A 15,063-nucleotide genomic window follows, 5' to 3' on the forward strand; every position below is an offset into this window, starting at 1 on the left:
AAATTTTTGTTTAATAGAACAATAAATTATTGCTTGTCTAATTGTCTAAGTTTTTTTGCTAATTCTGGTAATTTTTTAAAAATACTTGAACTCCTTAGCCATGATTTATTTTCCATCGCTGGGAAACCACTAATTACCTTGCCATCTTCTATGTCACAATGAATTCCGCATTTTGAACTCGCTATGACATTATTACCAACTTTTACTCTATTATTAACTCCTACTTGCCCTGCCAAAATAACACCATCTCCAATATTCGCTCCTCCAGCGATACCAACTTGAGCTGCAAATGCACAGTTCTTTCCAATTTTTACTCCATGACCTATTTGTATTAAATTATCCAACTTTGTTCCCTCATCAATAAAAGTAAATCCAACTGCGGGTCTATCGATACAACAATTCGTTCCAATTTCTACGAAACTCATTATTTTTACACCACCTTTTTGAGGCATTTTTACCCATTTGCCATTTTTAGGAATAAAACCAAATCCCTCTGATCCAATAACAGAATTTGAATTAATTACACAATTATTTTTTAGAGTTGTATTTTCGTAAATTACACAATTTGGATGAATTATATTATTATTTCCTATTCGAACATTACCTAAAATTGAAGATCCAGGAAGAATATGATTATTGTCTCCAATTACAGTATTTTCTCCAATATAGACATTAGGTCCAATATGGCAATCTGCTCCAATTATTGCTGTTTTATCTATAACCGCTGAAGCGTGAATTCCTGGTTTGAAATTGATAGTTTTATATAAACAATCCAATACTTCTGCAAATGCAATTCTTGGATTTTTAACAATTACGTTTGATATATTGAGTTTCTTTAGGGCACTTACGATTTCATCGTTGTTAGTAGTTATTATTGCTGATACTTTAGTTTGATCTAATTTTTCTTTAAGGATATTATTTTCTTCTAAAAAAGATATTTGATGCTTAACTGCAACATCTAATGAGGCAGCTTCATCAATATTTAAATCTTCGAAAATATTGGCACTAATAAAATTTGAATTTCCTTTTTTTATCAGATCAACTAAATCACTTAAAAGCATTTTTCAGTTTTAATTTTTTTCTAGGAGAGAGCAAGAACATCTCTGTGCACGACAATTATCGAGGAGTTGTTATTTTCTTTATTATTTAAGATACTTCTTAATTTGTCGCTACTTATTGATACTAAACCTTTTGCAACTTCTTTATCATTTGTATTTACGATTTTAACTGCCTGATTAATCGTAAAGTTTCCTTCTACATTCTTAACTCCAACCGCTAAAAGTGAGGCACCTTTTTTTTTAATTGCAAAAGAAGCGCCATCATCTAAAGTGATTTTCCCTACTGTTTGAATTGCATGTGAAAGCCAACTTTTTTTGTTTCCTATAGGTTTTTCTACTGGATAAAATAAAGTACCAATTTTATTATTATTAAAAATTTCAATTAAGTTTTTTTTATTAGTTCCATCTACTAGTTGGACTTCAACTCCTCCTTTTGTGGCTATTTCTGCAGAAATTAATTTTGTAGAAATTCCTCCTGTTCCCCACTCATTATTTGAGTTTTGAATATTTTTATCTTTAATTTCTTTTAATTCACTATTATGAACTTCTTTAATAGGTTGAGCATCTTTATTATTGCGTGGATCTTTTGAGTATAGATTTTCAATATCTGTTAATAAAATAAGCTTGTTAGCATTTATAGCTAAGGCAACTAAAGCAGAGAGGGTATCATTATCTCCATATTTAAGCTCTTCATTTGCTACGGTATCATTTTCATTTACTATTGGAATTACATTCAAATCGATTAATTTTTTTAAAGTTTTAGAAGCGTTATTAAAGGATTCTCTTGAATTGAAATCAGCTTTAGTTATCAAAATTTGAGCAATATTATGACCTAATTTATTAAATACTTTATCGTATAAGGACATTAAATTAACTTGACCTACTGCAGCTGTAGCTTGAAGGGTACTTAAATCATTTGGTCTCTTTTTAATATTTAATTTTTGGCAACCTAATCCAACGGCTCCACTAGTTACTAAAATTAACTTGTTCCCTTTTGAAAGAAAACTTGTAAAGGATCTAGAAAGGGTTTCAATAACGTCTTCTGTAGATGTTCCCTCTGTTCCCCTTAAAATACTAGTACCAATTTTAATAACCCAAGTTTTCATTTTACAAAATGAGAAATTAATTTTTCTATTATCAAAGTTAAATTAAATTTTATAGGCAAGCCATCTCTATTTAATCTCTTAACTAATATTGTTTTTATATCACATCTATTCCCAACAATAATATCTGTAAAAATTCTGTCGCCAATAATGGCTACATTTTTTGGTTCTCTGCCAATTTCTTCGATAGCAGACAAAGTTACTTTTTTTCTAGGTTTTGATGCATTGTATTTATACCTTAAATTTAATTCTTTCGCTATTTTTGCGATTCTTTTTTTTGATGGATTATTACTTATTAGATATAGGGAGAAAAGTTTTTTAGATTCTATTATCCAATTTTTAACAGCTTTTGGGATCATATTTGATTTTCTATTTACTAGAGTCCCATCCACGTCTAGCAATAAAGAATTAATTCCTTTTTTTTGCAACTCAGATTGAGAAATATTATATATTGGTAAGTTTGAATCCCAATTGACTTTTAGGATAGATCTCATTTATTTTAAGAACTACTTTTTTCAAGCTCAGTTTCAATCAAAGGTTGAATTTTATCGAACTCATCATCTTCAACTAATAAGGCACCTTTGTCTTTTAATTTACCCACAATAAAAAAAGGATCTAGTGGTATATATAAGCCATATTCTTGGTCAAAAAGATTAAAGTTAACGAGCAATTCATAACTCTCACTATCATCATCGACGTAATCTTCTTCTAATTCATCGTAAATTGGTTCTTCAAGTTCGCCTGATACTGTTAATGTAACGGCTGATCTGATAAGTTTTAAATCATGTTCTTGAAGAACTGCTTCAGCATTTTTTAGTATTTGTTCATTTTTATCTATTTTCTCAATTAGTTCAGGTTCCTCTTTTTCATTTATCTTAAAAAGACTTACTGGTGTATCAACTGGGGTTAATAAAGCATATTCTTGGCCTTCAACACTTACTAATTGTTCAAGATAACAAAATAGCTCGTTTCCATTTGAGTCATTTAATAAAAGAGTCTGTGCATCATAATTATCATTTGAATTTGCTTCTTTCATTTAAAAATTATCTATCCTTTTTAATACTAATATTTTATCTGCCGTTTACCAGCTATTTCTTCTAATTCAGGACCTTCTTCGATCCATTGTTCAAGTATTATTTTTGCTGAAAAACTATCAATCAATCCTGATTTATCTTTTTTTATTCCAAATCTTTCTGAAGATTCCCAAGTTGAACTATGTTCGTTGACATAAGAAAATGGAAGCTTTAATTCATTTGAAAGTAATTTACCGTAATTTTTACAGTCAATAGCTTGAGTGGTCATTTGACCTTCCTCATCTAGCGGAATACCCACTATAAAACCAGTCAAATTAAATTCATTTATATAATTTCTAATGATTTTAATCTCTTGATTATTTTCAAATCGTTTTACTGCTGGAAGTATATTTGATGTTATGCAGAGGGGATCACAATAAGCTAATCCTATTCTTTTGGTACCTATATCCAAACTCAAAATAGACTTGGGTTTGGGTTTGCAAAATTTCACTTTGTTTTTAATGGAAAAGGAGATGGATATGGATTACCTTGTGGACTTAATTTTTCAAAGATTGATTCCAAAGATTGATTTATTATATTTACTTGTTTGGCTTCATTCTTAATTATTGTATTCCTAATAAGAATTATTTCTTGATTTTTTTCTTTGATATTACACTCTTGGAGAAAAACATTTAATTGAGAATTTTCTTTATAGGTTTTTAAATATGAAACAGGTGATTTTTCAAAAAATCTTTTTATAAATTCTTTTAAAATAGAATTGAATCTTTTATCCCAATATCTACTTATAGTTAAAGTATAAATTTCCTCATTGTGATAATTAATATCTTTTAAAATTGTACATAAAACTGAATTTTCATATATTAAGGCACCACTCTTAGAGTTATTTCTTTTAAGAATGTCGTCTTGATCAAAATCTAAAATATTTCTTATTAAGGGAGATTGATTTGATCTTATGAAATTAACTATTTTTAATATATTTTGTTTATTAATGTTTTGGAATTCATTAATTAATGTATAGGCATTTGTATTTTGATTTGTAAGTTTATTTAGATCAGAACCCTCCCAATGAATTATCTCTCCTAACGGTTGAAAGCCTAATTCTCTTGAGTTTGAGATGAGGTCAACATTATTTATATCAGAATTAATTATCCAACTTGAAGTTTTGATTTCTTTTATTGAGATAGATTTTTTTATCAATCCTAAAGTTAATTGTTTATCTGTTAAAGAACACTTGCTATTAATCAACTTGGGCTTAGATATTTTTAAGCAAGTCTCTTTTTTGTTTAAAGGAAAAATATTCAAATAACCAATAATTTCTTTTCCATATATAGCAATTATGCATTTATTTTTATTTTTCTTAAGATTATTCAAGAAGATTTTTAAGTCATCAAAGGTATTTATAATTGCCATCTTTAAAAACCAATTATTTAATTCCTTATTTTTAATATCTATTAAAAGATTAATGTGCCGTATATGGAGTTCTTCAAAAGTTACTTCCATTCCTTTTTTAGATTGAAAAGAATAAGAGGTATCTTTTTTCATTTACTTTTTTTCTCTTATTAATACTATAGGGGTTTTTTCATCTCCATTGCCAGCTGGATTAGATAATAAGTTTGTTTTGAGTATTTTATTTACTTTTTTATTTGAACTTGCTAAGACTTTCACACCTCCAAGATCATTAACATCGACAACAGCAACATCTATATTGAAATAGTTCGAGACCTTTTTACAAAATAAATCTGCATTGAGAGGACCCATAACTATACTCTTGTCGTAAGGTGTAATTGTGCCGCTTATGTCATCAATAAGGGATGATTCTGAACCAGTTAACCTATAAAACATACCTTTAATCCCAACTAATTTGAAGAGACATCCAACAAATAGTGCAAAGGTTATTCTTGTGACTCCTATTCTATTTATTAATAATTGCATGCCGCAAGCTGTTGCAAGACTGCTTGTAGGGTGAAAAAAATAACATAAAGCTCTAGAATATAAACTACATTCTAAATTTTGAGGGGAAATATATCTATTTTGCATAATTGCTAGCGGACTCTCACCGATAGTTAAAATATCATTTTTTTCTACAATTCCTTTGCAGTATTCAATCACAGTATTTACTGGGTTATCAAAGCAACCAAGTAAATCAGTTTTAATAGCAAAAGCTTTATATTTATTATTTATTGGAATTTCAAAAACTTCTTGCGGCCTTTGTTTTTGACCATCTAAATTAATTAAGAAACAATCCTTATTATTAGAAATACCAAAATGTCCATATTTCTCCCAATATATTTTTAACCATAGATATTTTATTTTTTTTCTAAAATTATTATTGCTAAATTTATATATGATTCTTACAAATAATTCTGAATTTGACTTGATAATTGTTGTTGGCCAGTAATTATTTAAATTCTTGATTTTATTATTTTCATAAATATAAATATCTTCTTGATAATTAAAATTTTGGCAATATTCGTTACTTTTACTTTTAAAAAAATCTAGTTCAAAATTTATATTAGATACCATCGTCTCTTTGGTTTTACTTTTATTAGTTATTTTTAAATCAATAATTAATTCCTTTAAACCATCCTTTTTTTTGATTTTGTAATTTATAGGTACCAGATTTAACTTTGATTTGGTTGAGTTTTTAATATATAAATCTGAAAGAATTAAAAAAATTAAAAGAACTAAGAAGATATTTATTAATATCATTTTTTTTATTAATTTATGTTTTTATCTTTTTTTTCAGAAATGATACTGTTGTATTCATTAAAACTTTCTACAGAAAATGTCGTATTTTCTATATCAATTCCTTTTAACTCTCCAATAACTTTGTTTAATTCATCAATATTAATCATTCCATTTTTATCATATTTAACTTCACCATCACTATTTAAAACTATAGTTTGTGGAATTAATCCGTTCCAATAATAATTAGGTTCATTTCTAAGATCAGACTTTTCTTTATCTTGTAATTCATCAGTAGTTAGAGCAATGATATCTATATTATTTCTCCATATCAAATCCAAACCAGATATTATCGGAGCCATAGCTTTACTATCTGAGCTATCGTCAAGATAAAAAAATAAAACTGCGACTCTTTTATTTTTAAATGATTCCTTAAGAGTTGTCTGGGGAGGAACTATAGCCCCATTACCTGCGTATATAGGAAAGATGTTGCCATCGTAACTATCAGAATCTCTAGAGGCATATGCTTTATATGGACTTAAAAAAATTAATGCTATTAGGGTCCATTGAATTATTTTCATTTAAAGTTTAAAAACTTACTTTGAACTTGATCTTCCTAATCCTTGAAGGATTCCTTTCCCAACTAAACCGATAGCTTTGCCAACGACCTTTGTAAGGAAAGTTACGAAAAGATTACCGATATATTTTACAGCAACTTCTAGCTGCGGTGCTACGGCATCTCTTATCTCAACTAACAATGTAACTTGTTTTTGTAGCCATTCTAGATTCTCTAATTCTTTCTCTCTATTTTCATTTTTAAAGTATCTGGTAAATTTTTTATCGATAATATCAATATATTCTCGTTTACTTTCATACAAGTAGATAGGCATATAAATATTGTCATGCCAGCGATTGTAGTTATTAATATTATTTCTAAATCTTTCAAAATTTCTTGTCGATTGTAATTCGGGATTTATAAGTACAGTTCTTAATTCAGGCCAAGAAGAACAAATATTAAAGATTTCAGAAGCTAATAAATTACAGTTCCTTATTGTCCAATTTGAAATTATATTTTCAAGGATCAAAAACGATTCTGTTTCATATAGAGGAAGTAATTTCCCATCATAGTCAAGAGGTTCATTTTTAATAATTGGCTCAATAAACATTATTGATTCGTGTGATTCTTTATCTATCTCTTCGCAACTTACCTCACTATAAATAAAATCATTTATTGAAATAGATTCGCCTCCTTTCTTTAATCGAAAATAACTTTCTGTGATATTTGAAATTGTATTAACTTTAAGTTCTTTTATGAGAGAATTTAAATCATCTTTAAAATCTTTCTCCTTATAGTTTTCCTTAATATTTTTTACTAAACTCTCTAACTCATCTAACATTTTGCAAATTAGTCGTGAAATGAATTCTTTCTTTATCCCAGAGAGAATTATTGATGAATTATTAAATTCAACCTGTAAGTTAGTTGAGCTATACCTTTCTTTTAGTCTATCTAAAATTAAATTCCATATTTCTGCGGTGTTTTTATCTTTAATGAAAACAGTGTTCTTATTTTCAAAATTAATTTTATTTTCAGTGTAAACTGCCTCTGTATAAAGTTCTAGTGAATTACCCCATAAGAAAATTAGAAAAGATTTTGCAGTAATAAGTTCTCTTAATCTTCCTTTTAAAATGAATTTATAAAATTCTGGTGTTGAATCAGTGTTGACATATTTAAATATATAATTAATTTCAGAATCAATTTGTTTAAGACCTGAAGTTAGAATTTTTTGACTAAAAGAGAGAGGCTTATTTTTGTTTAATTGAACTCGGGAATTATTTTCAATATCAAATACCCTTCCTCCATTTGAAATGGTATCAATAGATTCAAGAACTTTTTCTACACTGGGATTTAAAAGAAAACCTTCAGCATTTAACGATGGAGTGGTATTTGCCTCATAAACAAGTTCTCCAGAGAGAATTATAAGAAACTTTGACTCATCATATCTTTCTCTTAATTTTAATAATTCTAACCTTATAAGATCTTCTGATTGAAAATTAAGAACATTCCATATAACTAAATCTGGAGTTTTATCACCTGTTCCATTATTAAAATTAATTTCTAAATTTTGGTCTAGTGATGTTAACTTAAGTGATAAAGATTCTGCTATTAAGCTTGGAGCAATAATCAATATCGATTTTTTTGAAATTAATTCCAAGACTAGATTTCTTATCTCTTATACAAAATTAACTAACAATTACTGCAAACACCAGCCTTAAATAAATTTTTATACTCTTTTAAGCGTAGTAATTTGTGTTTAAATCAAAGTCATTTAATCTCTCTGCTGACAATACATTATTCGCTTCGTTTATCGTGAATTTATTTTCATATAGAGCTTTACCTACTATTACTCCAAAGAGTCCAGATTTTTCAAATTTTACTAACGATAATAAATCAGAAATTGAACCAACACCTCCTGAGGCTATTACTGGAATATCTGTGATTTCAAGTATGCTTTTTATGAATTCTTCATTTGTCCCCTCTAAAGTCCCATCTGTATTTATATCTGTAACAATAAAACTAGCAATTTTAAATGAAGAAAATTCCTTTACTAGATCTGTGGCAAAAATATTAGATTGCTCAAGCCAACCCCTTGTACTAACTTTTCCATCTTTTGAATCTATTCCAACAATTATCCTTCCAGGAAATTTATTTGATAAGTCTTTAACTAGTTCTTTATTTTCTATTGCAGAGGTTCCCATGATAACTCTCTCAATACCATAAGAAAATAATTGTTCTATCCTTTCTTGAGACCTTATCCCCCCACCTATTTGAATAGGTATGTTAACTGTTTTTGCAATCTTTTTTATTGATTTATCGTTTGCTGGGGATCCAGTTTTTGCAGCATCCAAATCAACTATATGTATATATTTTGCTCCTTCGCTTTCCCAAAATTTAGCTTGCTCATGAGGCTCTTTTGTGAAGTCTTTTCTTTTATTAAAGTCGCCTTTAAAAAGCCTTACACACTTACCATTCATTAAATCAATTGCTGGTATTAGGTCCATAGAATCATCCTTTTCATTAATTACTTATTAGTAGTACTATTCAATATGTAATTCTATTTAAGATTACTACTTCAGTTAAATATTTTTTGAATATGAAAATTCTTGTAATGGGTGGCACTAGATTTGTTGGAAAATCTTTAGTTGGAAAGTTATTAAGTAAAAATCATGATATTGATATTTTCACAAGAGGTAATAAAAGTAATCCTGAAAAAACTAATTTAATTAAGGGTGATAGAAATAATTCAGGAGATATCGTCAAGCTAAGAAATGAAAAGTATGATGTTGTTTTTGATATTTCTGGACGAGAGTTAGAACAAACAAAACTTCTTATAGAAAATTTAGATAATTCTTTCCAGAGATATATATATGTAAGCTCTGCAGGAGTTTATAAAGATAATTGTGAGCTACCTTTATCCGAAGTTGATCCAATTGATCCAGAAAGTAGGCATAAAGGAAAGTTTGAGACAGAAAATTGGTTAAAAAACCAGAAAATCCCTTTTACAAGTTTTAGACCAACTTATATTTATGGACCAGGAAATTATAATAAAATTGAAAATTGGTTTTTTGAAAGGTTATTTGCTAAAAAATCCATACCAATCCCTGGTGACGGTTCTTTAATTACTCAGCTAGGCCATGTTTCGGATCTAACTGATGTAATGATTAGGTGCATAAATTTTGAAAATTCCAAAAATAATATTTACAATTGTTCAGGTGAAAAAGGAGTAACAATCAAAGGTTTAATTTATTTCTGTGCGAATGTTCTTGGATTAAACCAAAATGAGATTTCTTTAAGAACATTTGATTATCAAAAATTAGATCCTAAGTCTCGAAAGGGATTTCCAATTAGATTAAATCATTATCAGACTGATATCTCTAAGATAAAACGTGATTTAGAGTGGGCTCCAACTTTTGATTTACTTAATGGTCTAAAGGATAGTTTTGTGAATGATTTTAATAATAAAAAGAGTGAGGAGTTTGATAAAAATTTAGATAATATTCTTTTTAATTCTTAAATAGCCTAATAAAGTCACAAATGTCAGGCTAAATCCTGCCCAATAAAAAATTAAAGCCAAATTATTCAATAAGCTAATTTTTAATGGTGTAAAGAAGGTAATTACTGAAATAAAAAAGAAAAATGTTTTATATTTTCCTAAAATTGATGCTGGTAAACCGTCTTTTGTAGAGTTCCTTAGGCTAGAGATAATTAATTCTCTAAATAAAATTAATGACAAAGACCAGAAGGGTATAAAATTATTTTTACAAAGGAAGGTCAAAGGAATTAAATAGAATACTTTATCGCTTAAGGGATCAAGGATAGCTCCTAATCTGGTTTTAAGATTAAATTTCCTTGCAATTAACCCGTCAAAATAATCAGTTAAACCTCCAATAATAATCAATATAAAGACATAAAAAGGTCTGTTAATTTCTAAAAAAAGTATTAATGGAAATACAAGGAAAAGGCGAGATATCGATAATAAATTGGGAATATTCAATGCCAAATTTTTAAGATTTTTTCTTAATAACAAATTAGTTTTTGTATATAAAAAATATATTACACTCTCAGCAAGCTTAAATTTTTAGTAAAAATTTTAAATAGTTTTTGATGCTAGATTCTAAATTTTAATTTAAATCTGAATCCTTAAGATTATAAACTCAACTTCTCTTTATGAATGATGATGTTTTATATTACAAAATTATTCCTTATATCTAATGCAGTCTCATAGCCTAAAGCTATCTCCAGAATCTGATTTGATAAAATCAATTAAAGAATATTCTTTATCGAATAATTTATACGGGTATGTTTCTGGAGTGGTTGGTAATCTTAGAACAGTTTGTATTCAATGCCCAGGTAATCAAGAGATAAATAAATTTGAAGGTAATCTAGAGATAGTTTCTTTAAACGGACATTTTAATAAAGGAGATGTTCATTTACATTTGAGTTTTGCAGATGAGGGATGTAATGTTTTTGGAGGGCATCTTGAGGAGGGATGTATTGTAAAAAAAGGTACTGATATATTATTACTTTCTTTTGATCTGAAAATTATTAATATCTCAAATCATGATTTAATCACTAATGAATCACGTGTAAAAGTATATATTTTAAAGGATTGTCCTTGGTCTAAAAGAGCAATTAGGTTGCTTAATTCTTTATCTATCCCTCATGAAGTTACTCTAATAGACAATGATGAGAGCTTTAAAAAAATTATGGCTCAAAGTAGCCATAATACTTTCCCTCAAATCTTTTTGGATAATAAATTTTTTGGAGGATATGATGAACTTTCAGAACAAGCAAAATTGGATAACTTAATTTCATTTAAGTAATCTAAATTTTTAACTATCACGATTAGTAAGCTTTTCAGCAACTAATTCGTCCTCTAACTGCTTTATTAATCTTGATACAAGACTTTGAAATTCTGGCTGACAGCCTTTAAATGCAGCTTTATGTCTTATTGGCTCATTTCTAGTTCTTAAATCAGTAAGCATTAATTGTAATGCGTCAATTTTGGGATTTATTTTCATAGTTTTAATTTATATATTTACATCTTTTAAATCATTTGCATAGCTTTTTTAAAAGATATCTTTTTATTATCATTCGAACTTGTAACTTCTATTAATTTATTTATGGATTCTTTGTTTTTTAAAGAATTTATACAACATTGAGCAACTAATCTTCTTGGGATTGATCCATTAATTTGAGTATCCTCTTTTGAATAATTTATATTTTCTGATTTAATATCTTCATTTTCCTTTAATCCTCCAGGTCTGATAATAGTCCATTCAAAATTTGAATTGCGTAGAAAGTTTTCACCTAATTTCTTCCAAATAAGAATTAAACCAAATAAGTTTAATGGATGAAATAATTTACCAGTACAAAGGGAACTAACTAAGATAACTCTTTTAATACCCACTCTTTTGCAACTCTCTAATTGCCTGTATACACCTAATGCATCAACCTTTGCAGGACCGGTTAAATCTAATGATGCTCTCGCTCCAGTCGCAATTATCAAAGCATCAATATCTTTTAAAGCTTCATCAAGTTCTCCTTTTTTGTCTAATGAAACCCTAATTGTTTCTAAACGCTCAAGTCCTGCTGAGACTTTTGAATTCTTTCTGATGATTTGCCTTACTTTATATCCTTTTTTAACTGCTTCTTCGGAAATTCTATAACCTGTTTTCCCCGATGCTCCAGTAATTGCTATTTTCATAATTAAAAAACTAATTTAGATATTATATAAATTTCTCAGGGCTTTTTACATATAAATTTCTTTTTTCTTTTGGGATAAAGAGTGCGACATAAATAACATTTTGTTCCATCACAGCCTCTTGCTGTGCAGTATTCTCTGCCATAAAAGATTATTTGCAAATGTAAGGTATTCCAATCATTAACAGGGAATATTTTTTTAAGGTCTTTTTCTGTTTGTACTACGCTATCGCCATTTGAAAGGCCCCATCTTTGTGCCAGCCTGTGTATGTGAGTATCGACTGGGAATGAGGGTATTTTAAACACTTGAGACATTACAACCGATGCTGTTTTATGACCTACCCCTGGAAGAGATTCAAGCTTCTCAAAAGAATCTGGGACCGTACTATTATGCTTCTCAATCAATAATTTAGATAAGTTATAGATGTTCTTTGATTTTTGATTAGATAGACCTAAAAATTTTATGTATTCGTAAATGCCATTAATACCTAGCTGCATCATCTTTTCTGGATTATCTGCAACTTTAAATAAGCTTTTTGTTAATTCATTAACTTTCTTATCTGTTGATTGAGCACTCAAAACTACGGCGACTAGAAGAGTATATGCATTTGTATGATCAAGAGGTATTGGAGGTGATGGATATAGCTTTTTGAGTTCCTTGCGTATTATTTCTGCTCTTTCAGACTTTCTCATTAAAATTGAAAATTAAATGGTGTATAAAATTATACACGGGATATTTTAGGTGAATATTTTCTGCTAACTTAATATATTTGAATAAGAAGAATTTAGTGGAAAATGATGCGTTAATAATTGATGATTTGCATCATAAATACGATAAACGTGAATGTTCAAATTGGATATTAAACAAAATTAACCTGAAAATTGAAAATGGAGAATTGTTAGGGTTGCTTGGTCCTTCTGGTTGCGGAAAAACTACTCTTTTAAGATTAATCGCGGGGTTCGAATATCCCTCCAAAGGGAGGATTTCTCTAAATGATAAGGAAATCTCAAGTAGGAGGAAAATTCTTAGTCCTGAGAAAAGAAATATTGGTATGGTTTTTCAAGACTATGCACTTTTCCCTCACTTAACTGTTTTGGAAAATGTAATTTTTGGGTTGAAAAACAAAAAAGACAGATCTAGAGTTGATTATTTATTGAATGTTGTTGGTCTTGATACATTTGTTGAAAGGTACCCACATGAACTGTCTGGAGGCCAAAAACAAAGACTCGCAATTGCGAGAGCTCTTGCTCCAGGTACAAATTTTATTTTATTAGATGAACCTTTTTGTAGTCTTGATATGCATGTCAAACTAAAATTGAGAAGTGAACTCCCTAATATTCTAAAAGGTTGTAATGCAAGTGGATTGATGGTTACTCATGATCCGGAAGAAGCAATGTCAATTTGCGATAAGGTCGCCGTTATGAATGATGGAAAAATACATCAAATTGATACGCCAATTAACCTTCTAAATAATCCCAAGACCATATTTGTTAGTAGTTTTATTTTGGGTAATAATATTATTAATCTCAAAAAAAATGGTAATTCATATATTTCTTGTTTAGGTGAAATTAATTGTTCAGAGTATTTGAAAAATACAGGCATCAACAGTATGTCAATTTCGCCTAAATTTATTTCAATTAAAAGATCAGAATCTGGTGATGCGATTGTTATATCTAAAGAATTTCTTGGAGAATTTCTTATATATAAAGTATCTATTAATGGAAACATATTGCGGGTTAGAACTGATATTTATAATCTTCTAAATAGTGGTGATAAATGTTCTCTTTCTATAAATAAAAATAGTTATTATTTTTTATATCCTGGAGCACATAAGGTATATATATAGAATTTATTTATTGGCAAATACACCTGCCTCCCTTCCAATTAGAGCATTTTTTCTTTTTACATTTCTTTTTTTTAGTTTTATATATTTTTTTAGTTAATAGTAGTTCAGAAAAACTGTACTCTGAATTCATTTATAGTATTGCGAGTGATTTTCATTATCATATTATTTAATTTAATTTATAGGATTTATTAATTACTAATTTATACAAAATGTTGTATTATTTATTTAGATACTTATATGGAAATGAATGAAAATAATTTAAAAACAAAGAAATTAATTAATTTTGGTCCATCTGGAAGAGCTGTCGCTCAACCGATAGATAATAGTTTATTGGATAACATTTTTGAACATCTAACAATGGAAAGATATGCCAATGTTCAATATTTTTCTATGTATCTATGGTTTCAAGAACGTGATTTAAATGGATTTGCCTCTCATTTTCTTAGTGAATCACAAGGTGAAATGGTACATGCTCAGAAATTTGCAGATTACTTAATCGCAAGAGGTCAAAGCGTAAAATTAGATGAAATTCCTGCACCCGTTCAAATATGGGATTCAATAGAGGAGCTGATTTCTTATTCTTTCAACATGGAGGCTGATTTAACTTCATCTCTACAGCAACTTTATTCCATATCAGAAAGAATTTCAGATACAAGAACTAACGTATTTTTAGATCCAATTATAGAGGCTCAAACACAATCAGAAGATGAATTTGCCAACATACTTGGCAAAGTAAAGTTTGCTTCTAATCAACCTTCGGCAATCTTATTAATAGATAGTGATTTAAAGAAAAAATAAATTACTTTCAAATTTATTTTCATTCAATGTCCTTTTGGTTATTTCAAAAAGTAAATTCGAAAAGTTGATTTTCTCATTATTTTTATTTAAGATTTTAGCTATTTTATGAATCTCATTAACTCTTTTAAAAATATTTTTGTTTTCAGTGAGTAACCTTCCCTTCAATGCTTTATTTTCTGTGGTTTTATAGGATTGCTTGATATTTCTGAGTCTATTCAATAAAACATCAACTTCCATTAACAAGTTGTTAGTAAGTAATTGTGATTCCTTCATATT

Annotated in this window: 19 protein-coding genes; 4 read left to right on the forward strand and 15 right to left on the reverse strand. The window is 28.4% G+C overall.

Going from position 1 to position 15,063, the window contains the following annotated elements; all coding sequences use genetic code 11:
* Positions 1–26 precede the first annotated feature (26 nt).
* The 10 genes from lpxD to hisA form a co-directional block, all read right to left on the reverse strand.
* On the reverse strand, positions 27–1,061 hold the full coding sequence (gene lpxD, locus AMO19_RS07510) for a UDP-3-O-(3-hydroxymyristoyl)glucosamine N-acyltransferase (RefSeq protein WP_075507942.1): 1,035 nt from the start codon (positions 1,059–1,061) through the stop codon (positions 27–29).
* Positions 1,062–1,081: 20 nt separating this feature from the next.
* The gene (proB, locus tag AMO19_RS07515) at positions 1,082–2,164 is read right to left on the reverse strand and encodes a glutamate 5-kinase (protein WP_075507943.1); all 1,083 of its coding nucleotides are present in this window, start codon (positions 2,162–2,164) and stop codon (positions 1,082–1,084) included.
* Positions 2,161–2,655, reverse strand: a complete 495-nt coding sequence (locus AMO19_RS07520) for a YqeG family HAD IIIA-type phosphatase (RefSeq protein ID WP_075507944.1) — start codon at positions 2,653–2,655, stop codon at positions 2,161–2,163. The genes proB and AMO19_RS07520 overlap by 4 nt, the downstream gene beginning before the upstream one ends.
* 5 nt (positions 2,656–2,660) lie before the next feature.
* Positions 2,661–3,197: a DUF3727 domain-containing protein gene (locus AMO19_RS07525; protein WP_075507945.1), complete on the reverse strand. Its 537-nt coding sequence runs from the start codon at positions 3,195–3,197 to the stop codon at positions 2,661–2,663.
* A gap of 26 nt (positions 3,198–3,223) precedes the next feature.
* Positions 3,224–3,685 carry a Holliday junction resolvase RuvX gene (gene ruvX, locus AMO19_RS07530; RefSeq protein WP_025945874.1) on the reverse strand — a complete coding sequence of 154 codons (462 nt, stop codon included), beginning with the start codon at positions 3,683–3,685 and terminating at the stop codon, positions 3,224–3,226.
* On the reverse strand, positions 3,682–4,737 hold the full coding sequence (locus AMO19_RS07535) for a hypothetical protein (protein WP_075507946.1): 1,056 nt from the start codon (positions 4,735–4,737) through the stop codon (positions 3,682–3,684). Before AMO19_RS07535 ends, ruvX begins: the two co-directional genes overlap by 4 nt.
* Positions 4,738–5,904: a hypothetical protein gene (locus AMO19_RS07540; protein ID WP_075507947.1), complete on the reverse strand. Its 1,167-nt coding sequence runs from the start codon at positions 5,902–5,904 to the stop codon at positions 4,738–4,740.
* Positions 5,905–5,912: 8 nt separating this feature from the next.
* Positions 5,913–6,461, reverse strand: a complete 549-nt coding sequence (locus AMO19_RS07545; protein ID WP_075507948.1) for a thylakoid membrane photosystem I accumulation factor — start codon at positions 6,459–6,461, stop codon at positions 5,913–5,915.
* Positions 6,462–6,476: 15 nt separating this feature from the next.
* On the reverse strand, positions 6,477–8,093 hold the full coding sequence (locus tag AMO19_RS07550) for a DUF3685 domain-containing protein (RefSeq protein ID WP_075507949.1): 1,617 nt from the start codon (positions 8,091–8,093) through the stop codon (positions 6,477–6,479).
* A gap of 79 nt (positions 8,094–8,172) precedes the next feature.
* Positions 8,173–8,940: a 1-(5-phosphoribosyl)-5-[(5-phosphoribosylamino)methylideneamino]imidazole-4-carboxamide isomerase gene (gene hisA / locus AMO19_RS07555; protein WP_075507950.1), complete on the reverse strand. Its 768-nt coding sequence runs from the start codon at positions 8,938–8,940 to the stop codon at positions 8,173–8,175.
* A 92-nt stretch (positions 8,941–9,032) separates the two neighbouring features.
* Between hisA and AMO19_RS07560 the strand changes: the two genes are divergently transcribed.
* Positions 9,033–9,953 carry an NAD-dependent epimerase/dehydratase family protein gene (locus AMO19_RS07560; RefSeq protein WP_075507951.1) on the forward strand — a complete coding sequence of 307 codons (921 nt, stop codon included), beginning with the start codon at positions 9,033–9,035 and terminating at the stop codon, positions 9,951–9,953.
* On the opposite strand, the gene pgsA is transcribed toward AMO19_RS07560, so the two are convergent.
* Positions 9,927–10,466 (reverse strand): CDP-diacylglycerol--glycerol-3-phosphate 3-phosphatidyltransferase, encoded by a 540-nt coding sequence (gene pgsA, locus AMO19_RS07565; RefSeq protein WP_075507952.1) that lies wholly within the window; start codon positions 10,464–10,466, stop codon positions 9,927–9,929. The genes AMO19_RS07560 and pgsA overlap by 27 nt on opposite strands.
* Before the next feature lie 184 nt (positions 10,467–10,650).
* Between pgsA and AMO19_RS07570 the strand changes: the two genes are divergently transcribed.
* Positions 10,651–11,262 (forward strand): PCC domain-containing protein, encoded by a 612-nt coding sequence (locus AMO19_RS07570; RefSeq protein ID WP_075507953.1) that lies wholly within the window; start codon positions 10,651–10,653, stop codon positions 11,260–11,262.
* 9 nt (positions 11,263–11,271) lie between these two features.
* On the opposite strand, the gene AMO19_RS07575 is transcribed toward AMO19_RS07570, so the two are convergent.
* The 3 genes from AMO19_RS07575 to nth are packed head-to-tail and all read right to left on the reverse strand — an operon-like array spanning position 11,272 to position 12,835.
* Positions 11,272–11,460: a hypothetical protein gene (locus tag AMO19_RS07575; RefSeq protein ID WP_002805798.1), complete on the reverse strand. Its 189-nt coding sequence runs from the start codon at positions 11,458–11,460 to the stop codon at positions 11,272–11,274.
* A gap of 26 nt (positions 11,461–11,486) precedes the next feature.
* Positions 11,487–12,146, reverse strand: coding sequence for an SDR family oxidoreductase (locus AMO19_RS07580; RefSeq protein ID WP_075507954.1), 660 nt, complete (start codon positions 12,144–12,146; stop codon positions 11,487–11,489).
* Between the two features lie 35 nt (positions 12,147–12,181).
* Complete coding sequence (nth, locus tag AMO19_RS07585) at positions 12,182–12,835, reverse strand: endonuclease III (RefSeq protein WP_075507955.1); 654 nt, start codon at positions 12,833–12,835, stop codon at positions 12,182–12,184.
* Positions 12,836–12,930: 95 nt separating this feature from the next.
* Between nth and AMO19_RS07590 the strand changes: the two genes are divergently transcribed.
* Both AMO19_RS07590 and AMO19_RS07595 read left to right on the forward strand, forming a co-directional pair.
* Complete coding sequence (locus tag AMO19_RS07590) at positions 12,931–13,989, forward strand: ABC transporter ATP-binding protein (RefSeq protein ID WP_075507956.1); 1,059 nt, start codon at positions 12,931–12,933, stop codon at positions 13,987–13,989.
* Between the two features lie 243 nt (positions 13,990–14,232).
* Positions 14,233–14,787 (forward strand): ferritin, encoded by a 555-nt coding sequence (locus AMO19_RS07595; RefSeq protein ID WP_075508058.1) that lies wholly within the window; start codon positions 14,233–14,235, stop codon positions 14,785–14,787.
* On the opposite strand, the gene AMO19_RS07600 is transcribed toward AMO19_RS07595, so the two are convergent.
* On the reverse strand, positions 14,773–15,060 hold the full coding sequence (locus tag AMO19_RS07600) for a hypothetical protein (protein WP_075507957.1): 288 nt from the start codon (positions 15,058–15,060) through the stop codon (positions 14,773–14,775). The two genes, AMO19_RS07595 and AMO19_RS07600, sit on opposite strands and share 15 nt — an antisense overlap.
* Positions 15,061–15,063: the final 3 nt, after the last annotated feature.

It is taken from the genome of Prochlorococcus marinus (assembly GCF_001180245.1).
GTDB classification, from domain to species: Bacteria; Cyanobacteriota; Cyanobacteriia; order PCC-6307; family Cyanobiaceae; genus Prochlorococcus_A; species Prochlorococcus_A marinus_F.